The organism is Lentilactobacillus diolivorans DSM 14421 (assembly GCF_001434255.1).
GTDB classification, from domain to species: domain Bacteria; phylum Bacillota; class Bacilli; order Lactobacillales; family Lactobacillaceae; genus Lentilactobacillus; species Lentilactobacillus diolivorans.
The window spans coordinates 110,831-129,315 of the sequence record NZ_AZEY01000029.1 but is presented as its reverse complement, the minus strand read 5'-3'; the positions used below and the strand labels follow the sequence as shown (position 1 = coordinate 129,315).

Genomic DNA, 18,485 nt, shown 5'->3' with positions numbered 1-18,485 from the left:
AAATCCTTTCGGATTTGCTATATAAGCTGATATCAACCTCAGTTGACAAAGAGCCAAATAAAATTGGCTATGTCATTTTGAAATTTTTGAAAAGAAGACAAAAAAATAGGATTTCAGTTTGTTTTGATATGCAAACTGGAATCCTATGTGGTAGGGATGATTGGGGTTGATACCCACTTCATAAATAATCTAATGTCTTATCGCCTCAATTTAACTATCTTGTTGATCTACTGACGCAAACTCGATTGGTTGTTTGGATAATCACTATTGTTAAATTTGCCGTGAGATCAACTTTCGGTGCTTCGTGAAACTGTACTACATGAAACTAACTCGTATGACTGTACTTCTTTGGTACGTGATTCCTGTAACGATGATTCGTAATACCTTGTTACTTGTACCTCAATCAATTTGATATCACATCAATTTGATATAGTTGCCAATTGAACTACTTCGACTTAGTACAAGCGACCTCTGTACATAACCCTTTTCAATTACTCCATCAGGTATTCAATACTAGATCTTTTCGCTCATGCAACCAAATGAACCTAATTTAGTTATATTCAAATTTTTACCACCTTGAAATTAACTTGGTTACTTCAACATCCTACTCATTTGAATCTCTAAAACTTGAAACACATGCTCTGAATAAACTTGTTACTCCGAAACAATTGTGCTTAATTTCAAACCTTCAAACTCATATTCTTTTGAACTAAACATCCATTACTTCAAACTGCGAAACATTTGAAAATAATTCTTTCTACAACATTGGAACTTGTTGGATCAGAGAACATTCAAAGTAGGTTGAAACCCCTATGCTTCGAACTTCCTTCTCCCTTACCACATCTATATCATACCATATCTGGAAGCGTTTGCAACCTTTAGCCCTTACTTTTTAAAAATATCGCTAAAAGCCTACTATTACGGCAATTTAACAACAATTGAGTTGTCCGAGGAGTCTTATTCACGGGACATCTGATAACCAATTTTAGTTGAGACATTGCCTATCATGAAAGGCACAAACGAGCAGTTAGCCGTCACTGATCTCGCAAACGCCTATGATTACTGGCCAAATATCGGCAAAATAAAAACGCTGGGAAAAATTACTTATCCCAACGCTTTTACATTTGATTATTCAATTCTTTACTATCTAAAAATGAATCTAAGCGGATCAAAAATAATAAATGATAACCCGACAATTCCGATAATTGCCAACGAAATAATGACCGGTAGGCTTTCAGCGAACCCACTGACATCATGCTCAGTATACTTAACACTGGAAACCGGTGTCGTGATCGTCACTTTTTTACCATTAGTGGTTGTAAACTTACCAGGATCTTTCTTTTTATTCAAAACCTGCTTATAGAACAAATTACTAAAAGTTGTAAAGCCAACTAATTTAGTTGTATTCTTTTGAGTATTGTTCGGGTCACTCTTGGAAACTCGATTGGCAAATGAATTCTTTTGAATGGTCTTTGCCTGTGACTGTTCGATAACCGACTGATTAGGTGTCCGAACCGTTTGTTGATTAGCAACGGCCCCAGCACTTTCAGCGGCACTGTTAACCTGTGACTGTCCAGCTGCAGCAGAATCCGGCTGTGAATTAGCAGGTGCCGTTGCAGAACGATCAGCTTGCGATGAGCTACTGGAAGAAACATTAGGCTTCGTATTATCCAAACCGCCACCCGGGACAATTTTATCGATAACCGGCTTAATAATATTATCAAGCCCGGATCCGGCAGCTGCCGACCCCTTATCACCCATCCCCAGCATTGGTTGGCTGGAATTAGACGATGCATTGGCGCTGGAAGACGAGGCACTTGCCCCATCCGTTGTTGAATCAGAATTAGTACTGCTACTATTCTGGTCAACATTATTTCCGGTTGCGTCACCATAAGAAGTTGTCGTGCCATCCCCACTGGACGTATTAGCCGAACTGGAAGAATCACTGGCACTTGAAGAACTACTTCCAGACTCAACTGAATCCCAGTGAGTGGTTACTTTATTCTCACCATCAGAAGACTTCATCGTCGTATTTCCCTCAACGCTCCCATCCTGAGTCGTTGAAGAATCATACAACGCGTAACTGCTCTGATTATTATTTACTTGAGCTACTGTGGCTGAATCGCCATTAGTGTTGGTAGAGACGGAATCAGCATTCCCCCGAATGCCGAAACCACAAAACGCTAAAATAGTGGACGAAACAAGAACAAGCCACTTATATTTGAACTTTTCGTTCATGGTACATTCCCCCCGACTTTAAATATAGTCGTAGTTACCCACTTACAATGGTAATTTATTTGGCAACAATTAGCAAGTAAGTTATGCAGTTTTTATTAATTGTGTAAGCAGTTCGTAACAATGTCATGGTATCCTTATAAACGATTGGAAAATATTTTGAGGAGATAATAAGCACATGCAAAAAAATATTTACATAGTTGCAGCAATTGCAGCTACTTTGGGGATGACCACATTAACGGCCACAGCCAACGCGGCTACAAAGACAAATGCACCAACGTCAGGAACCAAAACTGCTGCACCAACCAAATCGTCATCAACTTCGACGAAAACAACTCAGCCCAAATCAATTCCAGCAGCTAGTTTAGTAAAGAGTACCACAGTTGACGAAGAACTGCCATACCACTTAAATAAGGGATATGTTTACACGAGTCCGGCTCTTAATAAACCAGCGGGTACCGCCAGGGATTTTGCCAAGGTTACCTGGTACACTTATAAAAAAGCAGTTATTGATCGAACAGCCCAAGGAAGTGGCAATTCCATTTGGTATGAAGTAAAAAGTGGTAACGGGCAACAGACTGGCTGGGTCTGGCAAGGCAACCTGGAACCAATTTCGAAGGGGACGTTTGATATCGCAATGAAGAATAGTGACTACTTTAAAGGACAAAAAATTATTACCCTGGGAGATTCGATTACCCGCGGATATGACGGATATGAAACGTTAGACAATATGGGTTACCCTAACTGGCTTGCGCGCTATCTTGATACTTCCGTTACCAATGCCGGCTATAACGGTGCTTTCCTATGCGAAGGCGGCGAGGAAGAAACTGACGGTGATCTAACGCCAACCGTTAACAATACGAATTTTACCAACTATGACATTGCTACCATCGCTTATGGAACTAACGATTATGGTCATTCGTCCAATTCAATCAGTGATATTCAGACAGAATTAAAAAATAATATCAAAAAAATGAAATCTGATAACAAGAAATTGATTATCTATGGTATCTTGCCAATTCCCCGTTATGATGCCCAGTCAAACTCCGATAACGTGATTGGCAAAGGCGGCTATACGATGGACGAGTTAAGAGACGCTGAAGCAGCCGTTTATAAAGCCTATAAAATTCCAGTGTTGGATTGGCGAAACGATACCAATCCAATTATTACAGATGCCAACCATGAAGACCGGCTGTACGATGAACGACTACATCCATGTGCTAAAACCTATCAACTAATGGGCCGCGAAATTGCTCAATTCATGATTAACAACTATCCTAAAGATCGGATTAAATCAGCAACGAAATCCACGACGATTAACAGTAAACTAACAACGAAAAAGACGACCACTAAGAAAACCACAACAGATAAAATAACAACGCCGACTGTCGCTTCTCATAAGACAGTCAAAAAATAATAATTTTCATACCCAGAAAAGGACCATGACATAAGTCCTTAAAATAAAACAGACCTGAGCCAAAATTCAACTGAATTTTTGACTCAGGTCTGTTTTACTTGAGAGCTTACATATCACGGCCCACTTTTGTCGTTGGAGCTTATGTCGTAATCCATTTTATGATAAAACTCTCATTAACCTAATCCGAATGTTGAAAACCAATTAGTTGCTGATGTCGAACCGGTACTTGCAGCTTGGCTAGCTGTGGTACTTGTACTCGAACTATTTAATAAATTATTCAACGTTGTTGTAGAGTTCGCAAATGAACTATCTTTAAAAGCATCTCCTTGGTCACTACCATCTGTATAAATAGTATCTAATCGATTGTTAGCTTTATTGATTTCAGAATCCTTCATAACTCCGGAAGCGGTGGCAGTATATGGAATAGTGACTTGCTTCCCAATTTTAATAGCATCACCATTGGCAGCCATAATGGCATCTGCATCTGTGTGTAAATGAACGATCCGATAATTAAGAACCCATCCAAACCAATTAACAACGCTTGAGATACCATTTCCAATAATATTACCGACACCACCAATAATTGAACCAATTCCACTTAATCCAGTTCCAGCAAGGATCGAACTAATATCGCCAGTTGAACTTGCCGAACCACTTGAACTAAACAGTCCAGTTACACTTGGTTCAGCAGTTGAGGAAGCAGTCATAATTGTTTTACTACCACTTAGCGGATCACAGTATGTCAAGTAATAAACGTCCTCCAGATGCGCATCATATAGGGCCTTTGCAACATTTTGAGCTGTAAACGTATCACGAACACCGTTATTAGTACTTGTGTTAGTATCAGACGCTAATTTGGTAATTAAATTATTAATCTGATCCTGTCCAGGTGAAACAAAGGCGTTCTTGCCAATCGCGTCACCAGGCAATCCACTATATGGTCGGTTGTTTGCCATCGTTGTGAACTTCGGTGTCGTGGCAAATAAATTACCAGCTGACTTAACATCCACGATAAAGTTGACTGACTTACCATATTGAGCAGCAGTCAACGCAGCGTTGTTAGCCGTTTCATTTGCGGTTCCAGTAGCTGGTGCTTGATAGCCACTTGGAATATTCGAAACTGCTTGACCAGCCGTATTGTTGCCTAAGAAGGCAGCAGCAGTTTGACTTGCCGAGTTGGTATTCGTCAAGGTCTTCGAAGTAATTGTATTGTTGGTCTTAGAGTCAACATAATTAACGGCAACCTGATTTTGTCCAATTGTTGCGCTGGAGCTGGACGACGAACTTGTACTTCCAGTTGCACTGGATGTCAAATTATCAGATTTAATCCAACCATTAACTGATGGATTGCTTGAATCTTCAACGTAATAATAAACTGCATTGTTGTCACGGCCATTGGTTTTTGCGCCAACCCCAGTAACTTTTAGAGCGTCTTTAGAGTAGTTACCCTGAGTTGATTTCAAATTTCGACCAACTTTATATTGCGTCCAGTCAGGCTGAACGTAAGTCTGGGATGACCCCTTAAAGTAATAAGTTGCGTTGGCGATATCAGTTGTGACACTGCCACGAGTAAAGGTAGCCGTATTCTTCAATCCACCAACGGTTCCTGTTCCTTTAGTTGGATTAGCTTTTCCAGCGTAAATCCAGCCGCGGTATTGCTTATCAAATGAAACAACCTTTAAATAGTAAGAACCACGATTAGTTCTTGCACTTCGATAAGCCCGGAAATAGCTTTGACCTGCATCAGTCTTACCATTCAAGCCACCCATTGTCGATTTTCCGGCAACCATTCGGGCACCCTTTAGTGTTCCGGCTTTTGAGTATAAAGCAGCTGAACCATTTGGCAAATAATTTCGTTCTTCCACATTGTAACTAAGCGCTGAATTGGACTTAACTTTCGCGTAACTCTTAGCACTTGCGTTAGGTGTGTTAGTTGCAAATGCGGCGACAGCAAAGCCAAAAACTGCGGCACCCGCAAACGCAACCTTAAAAAACTTTTTGTTCATGAACTCCCCTCCTATATCTTTATGTAAGATAAGTAGCTAACAGTAATTGTTAACTACCTATCATTATAAACTATTTAGTCATTACTTCCACTTATCAAAGGTTACAATTGCGTATCATTAACCTATGCAGCTTGTAATGTTACTAAAATTAGGTAAAAGAAAAGAGCCAGCCAAGTGGTTGGTTCTTTTCAATTCTAACTATAATCAGATTAGATTCCGTAACGAACAATTGCATCAAGAATGGCATTCAAGATATCATCATTGATTGGTAATTCATAATATCCATCAGCATTTTGAGTAATGTTAGGGAAGATAGTCTGGTTGAATGCCTTGTGATACAATGCACCGCCTTCATATTGATATGAAAGTTGGATCTTGTCACCATAATGAATGGTAGCAGGAAGTGCATCATAGTCAAGATCAGCCTTCATATAAAGTCCGGTTGGGTCAATGTTATCCAAGAAACCACCACCGATACGTGGAAGAATGGTTGGGGTAATCTTCAAGTAGACAGTATCCAAACCATCCTTCTTGAAGGCAGCTTGTAAGGTTGCTTTAGAAATGACATCATTCTTGCTACCCTTAACATCAGGATCAGCATTGAACTTGTTCATAGCGTTAGTAAAGTTAACGTTACTGTTGAAGAACGGAATCATAGTAGCAATCTTACCAGCAGCACGTGCTGATTTGCTTCCACTCAATGAGTCATAAACAGTTGCGTTCCAAACTTGACTAACCGTTGTTTGATCATTACCAACTGACTTGGTAGCACCAAGTTGTAAGGTAACAGCTGAACCAAACTTAGCTGCAGCTAAAGTAGCTTTTTGCGTATCACTCAATGAAGTGAAGGCTGAAGCATTAGCAGTACCAGCTAAAGCATTAGTAATCAAAGTGTTGATTGCACTAGTATCAGTGTCAGCCAATGTCTTACCATCAGTTGCTAAAGTAGTACCTTTAGTAGCACCAGTCTTAGTGTAGTCAACAGACTTGATAGCCTTGCCAGTTGCATCAGTTAAGTTGATGCGAATAGCATTGTCAGCGATGGTATCAGTTGAAGGAGTTGCTTCCTTCAATGATGATTGAAGAATCCAGCCATTTACGCTAGGGTTCTTAGCATCGTTAACGTAAACCCATTGGTCACCCTCACGAGTCCGCTTAGCTGCTTGGGTAATAGTAAATGTATCTTCCTTGTAGTTAGTGGTATCAGTTGTGTTACGGCCGATCTTGTATTGAGTGTATGCAGGAGCTTTGAAGGTTTGAGCTTCAAAAGTTGTTCCTGGGTTTTGGATTTGGTAAGTTGCTTTCTTTTGAGCATCAGTAAGTGATGAAGTTGTGTCTTGGGTCGTATCAGTGTATTTCAAGCCAGTTGAAACACTTTGATAATTGGTACGAGGATCAGTCTTACCAACGTAGATCCAGCCACGGTATGCTTTATCAAAGGTAACCACTTTCATGTAGTATGAACCGTTGCTTAACTTAGCAACACGGTAGCCACGGAAGTAATCGTTACCTTTCTTTGAGTTAGCAAGGTTTTGTAATGTTGATGTATCAGCAACCTTACGAGCACTCTTTAAAACTCCGGCCTTTGTGTATAATGCATTTGAGCCAGTTGGTACATAGTTACGACTTGTTGCTGTCGATGAACTAGAAGCTTGATTAAAATCAATCTTATAGCTCTTCTTAGCAGCACTAGCGTTGGTTGATGCACCGGCAACAGCTACAAATGATAATGCAGCTAAACCTGCAAACAATGAACGCTTCATAGTATTCTTCATGTTTGAATTCCCCCTGTAAAGATATTAGACGCGATATGTAACTCTCGCCCCTCTAGAAAGTATACTATCACCCCTCGTAACTAATGTAAACCGAAAGGTACTATTATGTTGAACCCCATTTACTATTATCTCATTTATTGTCCAACAAACTTTAACGTTTCCATAAACGCTAAAACCCTTTTATATCAATACTTATTCTCGATAAATATTTAATTATTAGGATTTTCGATAAGAATATCAGGCCCATCATTCTCATAATCTCATCAAAATTTAATTGTAACGTCAAAGAAAATTCACACTTTAACCGCAATAAATTCAAACCATGACACGTTCATTATATCGTCACAATTCCATTTTGGCTTCTTCTCAGTGTGATACCCTAACTCATAAGAAAACAAATACAAAAGGCAAAAAAGTAGTGCCCATATTTTCATCCAAATCATCACGGTGTTCCCCATTTGAAAAAATCTTCCCATGAAACATTTAAGCAAGCACTAATTCTAAATAATCACACAATCTAAGATCAGGTCCAAGCGGGACAATAGTCAAAAATCTATATCGTAATACCTTACAAAACGAAAATCCCGTAAAATCAGCGTTTTACAAACTGATCTTACGGGATTTTTGAAAAATAACTATTTATCGAATGATGTCCCAGTCACATGGATTGGATTTCTGTGTTAAGTCGTAATTATTTAGTTGCATTAGCCAACGTTGCATCCACTAGCGTATCGGCAGGAGCTTTAGAAGCTAAACGTGCTTTAACGGTTACAGTACTTCCGTAAGCTGCATTCGCAATTGCACTATAATTTGCACTTTTGTCAGCCGCGCTTAATGTGCTGTACGTGTAGCCGGGGGCATAAGCTCCTAATTTAGCCTCGTCAGTTGAACCATTTCCTAATTCAGTTGTCAAAAAAGCAGCGGCATTAGTCAAGCTTGTATTGGTATTGGTAAGTGTTGGTGTTCCAACTTCATAGCCAGAATCAGCGTCAATAATTTTTGCAAAAACAACGTTATTTGGGACCGGGTCTGTTGGAACCGGAACCTGTTCGATCACGGCACCAGCATAAATCCAGCCACGAATAGAAGGTCGATCTTGGTTAACAATATAATAGTAAGGCGTGCCTTCACGAGTCATTTCAACAGATTTAGTAACCGTAAAGTTTTCGCCACCATAGGGCTCTGTATCGTCAATAGTTTTTTCGGCCCGATATTGTGAACGATAAGGGGCATTCCAAAGCACATTGGTAATGCCGGGGTTAGTTAATTTAACAGTTGTCGTTCCCGGCATTGCCGCAGTATGAGTCGTTTCGGTATGCTTCAAGCCAAAGCCTACTGATGCCCAATCATCATCTGGATTTGTCTTGCCAACGTAAATCCAGCCGCGATTTTTATAATCAAAAGTAACAACTTTTGCGTACCACGATCCCTTATTCGTTTTAGCGACCCGGTAAGCCCGGAAGTAATCTTTGGAATTTTGTGAACCGGCTAATCCTCGCAACGTTCCTTTACTTGCAACCATTCGTGCACCCTTTACAGTTCCAGGCTTGGTATAAATCGCATAATTGCCAGTTGGAATGACGTTTCGATCGGCTCCGGCACTCTTTGTCGCGTAATTTTTGGTAACTTTAACAGCCTTACTCTTAGCACTAACAGTTTGTGAGCTGGCCACCCCCGCAGCAGCAAATAGCCCTAAAGCCGTAATCCCAATAAAAAGTGATTTATGTAACATTTTATTCATGACCCGTTCCTCCTCAATGATGATAACTACAAATTTATTATACTACCTTGAATGATAAGGAATAAAGGCTATTTTGTAAATGACCAAAAATAAGAGACATTAATATAACCCCTATTCTTTGAATATCTGTTACTCACCCAGTGACATTTCTGATCAATTAGCAACCATTTAAATTCTGTATTTTTAAAACCTTCTTTCTATAATCATACATTAGTAATCCACGGGACTCTCCTCGACATTTGCACCAAAAAAGCCAAGACAAAATCTCGTCTTGGCTTTCTTTCTAGTGAACCAACAAGGAATGGCTTGAACAACCCTTGTCAGTAATGCAACCTGCTTGAAAAGTTGCATCTTGAACAAATCATATATTTTGTAAAGTTAAAATGATGCATTGTGGTGTTATCAATTATCAATTCAATATAAAGCAACCTTTATAATCAGTGCTTTATGTAAAAAAGAAGGCCGAGCAAAATACATTGCCCGAGCCCCCTTATTTAATTTCCTGGTATTAGCCAGCAAACTAATTGCAAACTAAATTATTGTGCAATGTAGTTTGTATTAGCATTTTGGTTAGCATCTTTAGTGTTAACAGCATCCTTGGTTACGAAACGTTGGAATGCCACCTTAACAGTTGAACCATTGCTCAACGTTGCGGCATTGTTAGCATCAGAAGCAGCTGCATCATATACATAGAAGTAACGCGATGCACCGTTATCACCAGGTACGTTTTGACCGAAGAAGCCAACTTTGTCAAAACCAGTAGCTTTGTTACCATTGTCAGGATCAATTAATGAACCAGCCTTGGCCTTGTATGCAGTGTTTGAACCCTCAAGCGCCTTGGCAAATGGACCATCAGCAGCAAAGTACTTGGCAAATGTAAATGTACCAGTCTTATCGCCACCAGCAGGCAAAGCAGTTGATTGAGCTGAATCAGTCAATCCTGGGAAGCCTAATGCAAAGTCACTGGCCTTCAAAGCAGTGATTGATGAACCGTTAGTTCCGTCTTGGTAGAAGGAAACCTTGGTTGAACCAGCAACAGGTGTCACATCAAGAGTCAGGGTTGCACCAAAAGTGGCGTTCGAAAGAGCTGGTGCTGAAGTTAAGTTAGAACCATCAGCAGCAACGTCCCTGCCATCGTTAGTCTTGAATGCATAGCCGGAAGGTGCTTTAGTGTTGGTAATGAAGGCACCTAATGTTCGACCGCTATTATCAACGTAGTTAGCGTTAACAGCTGCACCCTGCTTAGAATCTGAACCGGCAGTTGTCCAAGTGTTGGTCTTGTCCAATGTCTTGCCAGTGGTTGTGTCACGATATTGAACCTTAACGCTCTTGTTGGCATCAAAAGTATCGCCAGGAGTTGTGTCACCGGCCTTTTGTAAACCAGAAGCTAAAATCCAACCATTTGCAGCCGAGTTCTTAGTGTCAGTTGCGGTAATGTGAACCCATTGATCGCCTTCACGGGTACGAGTACCGGTTTGGTCAATCTTAAATGTTGCTTCCTTATATGGTGTTGAGTCGGTGATAACACGACCCTGTTTGTATTGTGTCCATGCAGGATAAGTATAAGTAACGGTCTTGAAGTCATTTGCAGTACCGGTTTGGCCGATCTTGTAAGTTGAATTCTTTTGATCGTCAGTTAAAGTTCCGGCTGTGAATGTGTCGTATGACTTGATGCCACCAGCAATGGTTGTCTTGTCTTTACCACCATAAATCCAGCCACGATAGTTACCATCAAATGAAGCAACTTTGTAGTAAACTGAACCACGGTTAGTTGTCGCAACACGATAAGCACGGAAATTATCTTTTGAATCCTTTGATGCAGCTAAATTACTTAAAGTTGATTTTCCAGCAACTACGCGGGCACCCTTTAAAGTACCGGCTTTAGTATATAAAGCACTTGTTCCGGTGAAAGTAACGTTACGTTTTGTAGCGTCTGAAGTCAAAGCTGTGTTTGAGGTAGCCTTGGCATAACTCTTAGCACTTGCTTGAGTGGCAGTACCAGCAACGGCAACGAAGCTCAATGCTGCTAAGCCAACAAACAGTGACTTTTTGAGATTTTTCTTCAAAATAAATTCCTCCAATTTTTCTTGCGTCTCCGCAAAGAATATATTTAGTATAACGCGGGAAAAAAAGAATGACATTACTAAAATTAGACAATTTCACAGATTTATTACACTAAAATTACAGTAGTAAAACAATCTAACAAAAAGCAAAATAAATGCATAAATTTCCTAAGAATTCACAGAATAGTCAAATCTTCATAGTTTAATAAATCCATAAATAATTGTTAAACCGGTTGCACACACGTGGATCAAGGCCTAAAAGACGATTTCCAAATGTGACCAAAATATGAACGTTTTGTGAATATAAAGATGAAGTCATTAGATATAATTATGCTATGCTTTTTTACTAAAAGAGTAGTGATTCTATGTATTAAAAAGTCTGAAAACCGGAAATGTGGTTTTCGGACTCTTTAAATTCAAATTATTAATTATCTTGAACTGGTTGACTTGAAACATCGTAATAAACTTTAACCGGTGTACCATATGTGCCGTCATCCACTTTAGCCGCAGTATATACGAGATGATACCATTTTACGGTCACTGTTCTATTAACCCCAGAACCAAACCACCCAGAGTTGTAAGTAAGAACAGGATAGATTGGCGAATTCAAAGTCCCACCATTGCTAGAGGTTAGTGTCTTCAAAACATCTGCACCCTTAAATGTACCATTACCACTACCAATTTGCATATTACCATTAGCAATGTACTGACTTCTCGCAGCCCCTAAAAAGAGTTTATTTGCAGCCTCAGCATCTGCTTCATCTTTCACGGATGTATTAAGTTTGTCTTTGGATGACCAATCAATCGCCCATGATTGATCCCAAGAACGAATATCGCTAACAGAATGACCGTTATATGAAGCGTCAATTGTTGGCCCTGCCTTCACAGTAAGAACTCCAGGTGTGGCATCGTTGGTATAAGGTAACATTGCTGAATACCCTGCTTCGGGCACATTATTTGCAACAGTGTAAATCTTAGATGTTCCCCCAAACGTTGCCTGAGCCAATGTTGTTTGATTAGCAGCCGTTAATGCACCATTAGGAAGCGCATAGCCAGTCCCAACCAATGCCTTATTAATTTGATCCTGAAGGGCTGTAGCATCACTGGCAGCTAATGTCCACGTTGAACCATTCTGAGTCCCCAAGGTGTTACCGTTAACCGCAGAAGTATTCGTGTAATCGATATACTTGATGTTGTTACCATTTGGATCTACCAAGTATACACGAACAGCCTTATCCGCGATTGGTGCCGTGCCCTTAGTAACAACTAACGTAATTGTCGAGCCGAATTTTCCTTGTGCCAATGTTTGAATTTGAGCGGCGGTAAGTGTTGATGGATAGTAGCTATTTGGAGCGGCGGTCTTCAAAGCTGCTGCCAATTGTGTTTGCAAGGCATTTTGATCAGCCGTTTGTAACGTCCAAACACCGTTAGTTAACAGCCCTAACGTGTCATCCTTCTTGACACCATTCTTGGTGTACGTAATTGATGTAATTGGTTGACTATTTGATGAATCAACCACATTAATCTTGATAGCATTATCCGCAACCGTATCAGTAGTCGTCGACCCACTACCGGAATTCGTAGCTGAAGTTAACCCAGAGAACAAAATCCAGCCATTTGCAGCTGACTTAGAAGTATCAGTTGCCGTAATGTGAACCCATTGATCATTCTCACGAGTTCGGGTTCCTACCTGGTCAATCTTAAAGGTGGCACCCTTTAATGGGCTGGAATCAGTAATCTGACGGCCAACCTTATATTGGGTCCATGCTGGCTGTTTATATGTAACCGTCTTACCATCATTTGTCGTTCCCGGATTTGCAATCGTAAATGTGCCATTCTTCTGGGCATCACTTAATGCACCCGTTTGGAAAGTGTCATATTGACGAACGCCACCACCAAAATCAGCAGTACTCTTACCACCATAAATCCAGCCACGATAGTTACCATTAAAAGTAACAACCTTATAATAGATAGAACCACGATTAGTTCTGGCAACTCGATATGCCCGAACGTTATCTGTTGACGATTGAGTTCCCGCCAAACGACTTAATCGACTGGTTGACGCAACTTTACGAGCGCCTTTCAAAGTACCAGCCTTGTTATATAAGGCAGAGCTACCTGTAAAATTAACGTTCCGCGAACTTGCATCGCTCGTCATTGCGCGATTAGATGTTACCCGCACTCTTGTTTTTGCATTTGCTGTCGTACTATTTACCGCCCCGATAGCAGTAAATAATCCCAAAGCAGTCGCTGAAACAAAAAGTGACTTCTTAAGATCCATTCTCATTCGATTCATCCCCCGATACATATTTGTTAACCACGTGTTTATTATAAACTGCAACAACATGATTTGCCATACAATAATTAGGCATCTAAGAATAATGGACAGTTGTTCAAATTGTCCTAATCATCCCCATGTCTTGATCATAACACCGATATATATTTTGCTCTACATTTCATTATTTTTGTCTTATATTCTTAATTTAGCTGTAATACAGAAAAAGCCCTTCCATCAAAATCATGATAGAAAGACTTTCTCTTAATGGTTACTAATCATTAGTTGTTACTAGAGTTATAGGAATAGTAGGCATTTACCGGTGAACCGTTTGTCCCACCGTCAGTATCACTGGTTTGGAGCGTATAGGTAATGTTCCCGAAGCTTGACAAACCAGTTCCCTGAACAAAGACTGGGTAATCAGCCGACTTCAAGGTCGTCAAACCATTAGTGGTTAAATAACTGTTTAAGCTAGCCGCAGTAAACGACGTTCCCTGAGGACCAGTCGTAAAGCTAAGTCGAGCAGATGGTATCACGTATGCACCCAGAGCATCGGCCTTGAACGCTTTATTCAAACTGTTAATATCCTGTGCTGAATAGTTCTTAACAATATTATTAAAAGCAGTTTTATCAGCATCACTTAAATTGTAAAGATCTGTTGCACTATAACTTCCCTTTTCCGTGCCAGGGAAGGGTTGTGTAACTGCAACATGGTTAGATGGCGCTACTCTCAACGCAGATGATGTCCATTTGCTTCCAAGGAAGTTGCTAGGATCGTAGCCACGCGGTTGAATTGTACTGTACGCCGAACTGGTTGGCAGCACATTCAAGTTAGTCGAAGTTCCAAATCTCGTTGAAGCTACAATCGCCCTTTGAGCATCTGACATATTACCATTATTTGGTAATGCGTATCCCAATGCATTCAAGACATTTCTGGCAGAGTTGTTAATTGAGTTGGCATCCGTATCGGAAAGAACCCATGCAGAACCATTCCAAGTACCAACTGGATTACCCTTAGCGGCGCCACTCTTCGTAAAGTCAATATGACCAACCGTGGTTCCAGATGGATTTACAAAGTTAATCCGAGCAACCGTATCAGCAATCTGAGCATTACTATTCGCACTGATATAAACACCATTTCCAAATGTTGCTTGGGCAATTTGAGAAATCTGGGCTGATGTCAATGTCAAGTTATAACCAGTTCCATTCAACGTACTATTAATTTGATTTTGAATTTGAGTCTGGTCATTACCTGCGAGAGTCCAATTACCATTAACTTGTGAACCTAATGGTGTCCCCTTGGTAGCGCCGGACTTGTTATAATCAAATGATTTGATCACATTACCGTTGCTATCCATAATGTTAATTCGAACGGCATTATCAGCAATTGCCGTTGCCTTGTTAACATTTAAGTTGATGGAACCACCAAATTTAGCCTGTGCCAACGCACTTAACTGCGCATTGGTTAATGTATCCAAGTTAAAGCCGGTTCCGTTTAAGGCGTTCCGGATACTGCTTTGAATGGCACTCTGATCACCAGAAGCAATCGTCCAGTTACCATTCGATTGCGTTCCTAACAGGCTATCTTTGGTAACTCCCGTCTTGGACCAGTCAAATGATTTAACAACATTGTTATTGTTACTTGGATCAACCAAATTAATTCGAATGGCGTTATCCGCAATCGGTGTTTGAGCCTGAGTTAATCCACTAAATAAAATCCAACCATTGGCAGCAGAATTATTCGTATCAACGGCTGTAATGTGAACCCACTGATCGCCTTCACGGGTTCTAGTACCTGTTTGGTCAATCTTAAAGGTTGCATTGGTGTATGGTGATGAATCAAGAATTGCCCGACCAACTTTATACTGTGTCCAAGCTGGTTGAACATAGGTCACCGTCTTACCATCATTGGCAACCCCGGTATTGGCGAATTTATACGTACTGTTCTTCATCGCATCAGTGATGGTCCCCGTTTGGAAAGTGTTAAATTGGGTAATCCCACCACCAAACGTACCGGTACTTTTACCACCATAAATCCAACCACGATAATTACCATCATAAGAAACAATCTTGTAGTAAACAGAATTTCGGTTCGTTGTGGCAACCCGGTAAGCTCTAAAGTTATCGGATGACGAACCCGATTTGGCTAAACTGTTTAACGTACCGGTTCGGGCAACAACTCGAGCGCCTCGCAAGGTCCCCGCCTTGGTATATAGTGCATTATTACCAGTAAAGGTAACGTTACGGGTTGTTGGATCGGTTGACATCTTTCGGTTCATTGTCACTCGAGCATAAGTCTTGGCACTTGCTGGTTGCGCATTAGCAACGCCGGCCGCTGCAATTAATCCAAGAGCAGCCATTGAAACAAATAGCGACTTCTTAAGATCAAACTTCATGAATGAAACCTCCCCTAATTTATAAGTATGAACAAACCATCACAATATAGTTAACAGTCAACTTAGTTTAAAGACAATCCTTCATCAAATGACGATTTATTCACGTTCTCCTAGTCCGAAATATGGTCGATCAATTATTTAAAAGAACGTTACCATCGCCCACGTTTCGTGCAATGTATCTTCTTCTGCTACGTCTTTAGTATAACGTAGGTGACATATCCTTTCCAAGAAATGAGCTTGTGATTAAGAACCAAGTCGTCTATAAAAATCACAAAAAGCATCCCTAATCAGTAATGAATACGTGATCTGGGATGCCTTTTATTTTTTCTATTTTTTTAACTTTATGGTTCATCTTTTGATTGGAAAATTAAGAAACACTGACATTGAATCCACTTCAAAATTGCAGGCGATTTTTGGTTAGTTTCATCACCAAACGCGCAGACAAGTAGTTTTTGTTCATTTCACATCAGATACAATATTTCCGAATTAGGAATCCAAGAATATTGGCTTCGTTGCTGAAATGTGGCAAGACCAGCAGTCTCCGGCCATATAAGCCTCTTAAACCAACATCCCCAAGCCCAGGGATATTGGTTTAAGAGACTTATATTCTGGAGACTAACCGCTTGTCTTGCCACTCTTACTTTACTATCAACACATCCACATCCGAGTTCTGCAAAACGTAAGTACTATGGGAGCCAATTGACAGCTTACCAATCACATTTCTTCCGGTCTGGCCCAAAATAATCAAATCAATTTTATTTTCTGCCGGAAAACTCTTTGATAAAAGGACTTTTACATTACCGACTAGTGCCTGCGTTTCCGCATCAATCCCCTGGTCGGCTGCTTTCTTGGTATATGGTGCCAATTTATCCTTAACCTGGGCGTACTGATCCCGATAAAAGTCTTCATTTACACCAAATGAAGACTCCATGCCACGATCTCGATTAACCACCCAGACAATATACAGTTTGGCAGCTAATACCTTCGCTAAACTACAACCAACGTTGAATGCCCGATCAGCTTGTGGGGAACCGTCAACACCAACTAAAATTCGTTTGTATTTCATGTTACTTTTCCCCTTCCCGATCTAGTTTAGAATGTCGTTTACTATAGCCAAAATAAATGAACATACTGATAATCAACCAAACAACAAATCGAACCCACGTTTCCCAATTCAAACCGGCAACCAGCATGACACAAAACGCGATCGCAACGATTGGAGTAACGGGGACACCTGGTGCCCGGAAGCCACGGTGTAAGTCGGGTTGAGCGTGGCGCATCCAAAGAACCCCAGCTGACACGAGGATAAAAGCGGTTAATGTTCCGATATTCACCAATTCTGAAAGGATATTTAAGTTAACCAGCCCCGCCGCAAGTGCCGTAATGATACCAAAGAACCAGGTTCCCTTAAATGGTGTCTGGTACTTCGGCTTCACTTCGCCAAACATTTTTGGAAAAAGACCATCTCGGGACATGGAATAGCTGATTCGTGACTGACCATATAATTGAACCAAAATGACAGTGGTCATCCCAAGGATTGCCCCAATACTAACAATGATTGACAACCAAGTTTGACCTGTTTGAGCCAAGACTGCTAGAATTGGCGCATTTAAATATTTTGCAAAGACTTTATATTTAACTACTCCAGTCATGATAAGGGTCATCGTAATATACAAGACCGTTGAGATAAGAAGTGACATCAGGATACCACGAGGTAATGTTTTACTGGGGTTAATTGTCTCCTCAGCACTGGATGAGACGGCATCAAACCCAATGAACGAGAAGAAAACGATCGATGCAGCCGGAATAATTCCTGAAGCTGTGCCGTTATGAAACGAGTACCAACCATATGGGTTAAAGGGATGCCAATTGCCCGGGTGGACATACCAAACAGTGCAAACAATGAAGAGGATGATGACAGTCAATTTAATCAAAACCATAGTGTCATTGACTCGCTTAGTTTGAGTAATTCCGATTGAAATAATCCAGGTAATTAGAATCACAATTAAGAACGCAGGTAAATTAAAATAACTCGTTACACCCGGTGTTGTGCCAACTGCCGCGGTAATAGCTGCCGGAAGATGAATTCCTAAGTTAGCCAACAAATTGACAAAGTAGCCTGACCAGCCAACTGAAACCGTTGCAGCTCCCAGTGCATATTCCAAGATCAAATCCCAGCCAATAATAAATGCCACGATTTCACCGAATGCGATGTAAGAATATGTATACGCGGATCCGGCAACTGGTGCCATGGACGCAAATTCTGCATAGCATAAACCAGCAAAGCCGCAACAAACTGCAGCAATTAAGAAGGATAATGACAGTCCTGGCCCGGCTGTTAAAGCACCCTTACCGGTTAACACAAAGATTCCAGTTCCAATAATCGCGCCAATTCCCAGAAACGTCAGGTCCCAAGTTCGAAGTGTCCGTTTAAGCGGCGTGGCATGAGCAATTAATTCTGAAACGTCTTTTTTCCGAAATACTGTCATATCTCTAGCCCTCTTTATTAAATTGCCATTAGTTTATAACCTAATTTTAATTTTGTAAAGAGTGGATGTTACATTTCATAACACGCGT

The 18,485-nt window shown here is 40.6% G+C and carries 10 protein-coding genes; 1 reads left to right on the top strand and 9 read right to left on the bottom strand.

What is annotated here, in order from left to right:
• Nucleotides 1-1,143: 1,143 nt before the first annotated feature.
• Nucleotides 1,144-2,238, bottom strand: coding sequence for a hypothetical protein (locus FC85_RS03875; RefSeq protein WP_057864246.1), 1,095 nt, complete (start codon nucleotides 2,236-2,238; stop codon nucleotides 1,144-1,146).
• A 175-nt stretch (nucleotides 2,239-2,413) separates the two neighbouring features.
• Here FC85_RS03875 and FC85_RS03870 point away from each other — a divergent pair, with 175 nt between their 5' ends.
• Entirely contained in the window at nucleotides 2,414-3,652 is a 1,239-nt protein-coding gene (locus tag FC85_RS03870; protein WP_057864245.1) for an SGNH/GDSL hydrolase family protein, read from the top strand.
• A 173-nt stretch (nucleotides 3,653-3,825) separates the two neighbouring features.
• Here the strand turns inward: FC85_RS03870 and FC85_RS03865 are convergent, their stop codons facing one another.
• The 8 genes from FC85_RS03865 to FC85_RS03830 all read right to left on the bottom strand — a co-directional run bounded on the left by FC85_RS03865 (nucleotide 3,826) and on the right by FC85_RS03830 (nucleotide 18,397).
• On the bottom strand, nucleotides 3,826-5,658 hold the full coding sequence (locus FC85_RS03865) for a hypothetical protein (protein WP_057864244.1): 1,833 nt from the start codon (nucleotides 5,656-5,658) through the stop codon (nucleotides 3,826-3,828).
• A 209-nt stretch (nucleotides 5,659-5,867) separates the two neighbouring features.
• Nucleotides 5,868-7,433: a hypothetical protein gene (locus FC85_RS15970; protein ID WP_057864243.1), complete on the bottom strand. Its 1,566-nt coding sequence runs from the start codon at nucleotides 7,431-7,433 to the stop codon at nucleotides 5,868-5,870.
• A 691-nt stretch (nucleotides 7,434-8,124) separates the two neighbouring features.
• Nucleotides 8,125-9,174, bottom strand: a complete 1,050-nt coding sequence (locus FC85_RS03855) for a GW dipeptide domain-containing protein (protein WP_057864242.1) — start codon at nucleotides 9,172-9,174, stop codon at nucleotides 8,125-8,127.
• Between the two features lie 536 nt (nucleotides 9,175-9,710).
• Nucleotides 9,711-11,240, bottom strand: a complete 1,530-nt coding sequence (locus FC85_RS03850) for a hypothetical protein (protein ID WP_057864241.1) — start codon at nucleotides 11,238-11,240, stop codon at nucleotides 9,711-9,713.
• A gap of 421 nt (nucleotides 11,241-11,661) precedes the next feature.
• The gene (locus tag FC85_RS15965; RefSeq protein WP_083484938.1) at nucleotides 11,662-13,524 is read right to left on the bottom strand and encodes a hypothetical protein; all 1,863 of its coding nucleotides are present in this window, start codon (nucleotides 13,522-13,524) and stop codon (nucleotides 11,662-11,664) included.
• A 269-nt stretch (nucleotides 13,525-13,793) separates the two neighbouring features.
• Entirely contained in the window at nucleotides 13,794-15,908 is a 2,115-nt protein-coding gene (locus FC85_RS15960; RefSeq protein ID WP_186825056.1) for a hypothetical protein, read from the bottom strand.
• Nucleotides 15,909-16,545: 637 nt separating this feature from the next.
• Nucleotides 16,546-16,974: a universal stress protein gene (locus FC85_RS03835; RefSeq protein WP_057864240.1), complete on the bottom strand. Its 429-nt coding sequence runs from the start codon at nucleotides 16,972-16,974 to the stop codon at nucleotides 16,546-16,548.
• 1 nt (nucleotide 16,975) lies between these two features.
• Nucleotides 16,976-18,397 carry an amino acid permease gene (locus FC85_RS03830; protein ID WP_057864239.1) on the bottom strand — a complete coding sequence of 474 codons (1,422 nt, stop codon included), beginning with the start codon at nucleotides 18,395-18,397 and terminating at the stop codon, nucleotides 16,976-16,978.
• Between the last annotated feature and the right edge of the window lie 88 nt (nucleotides 18,398-18,485).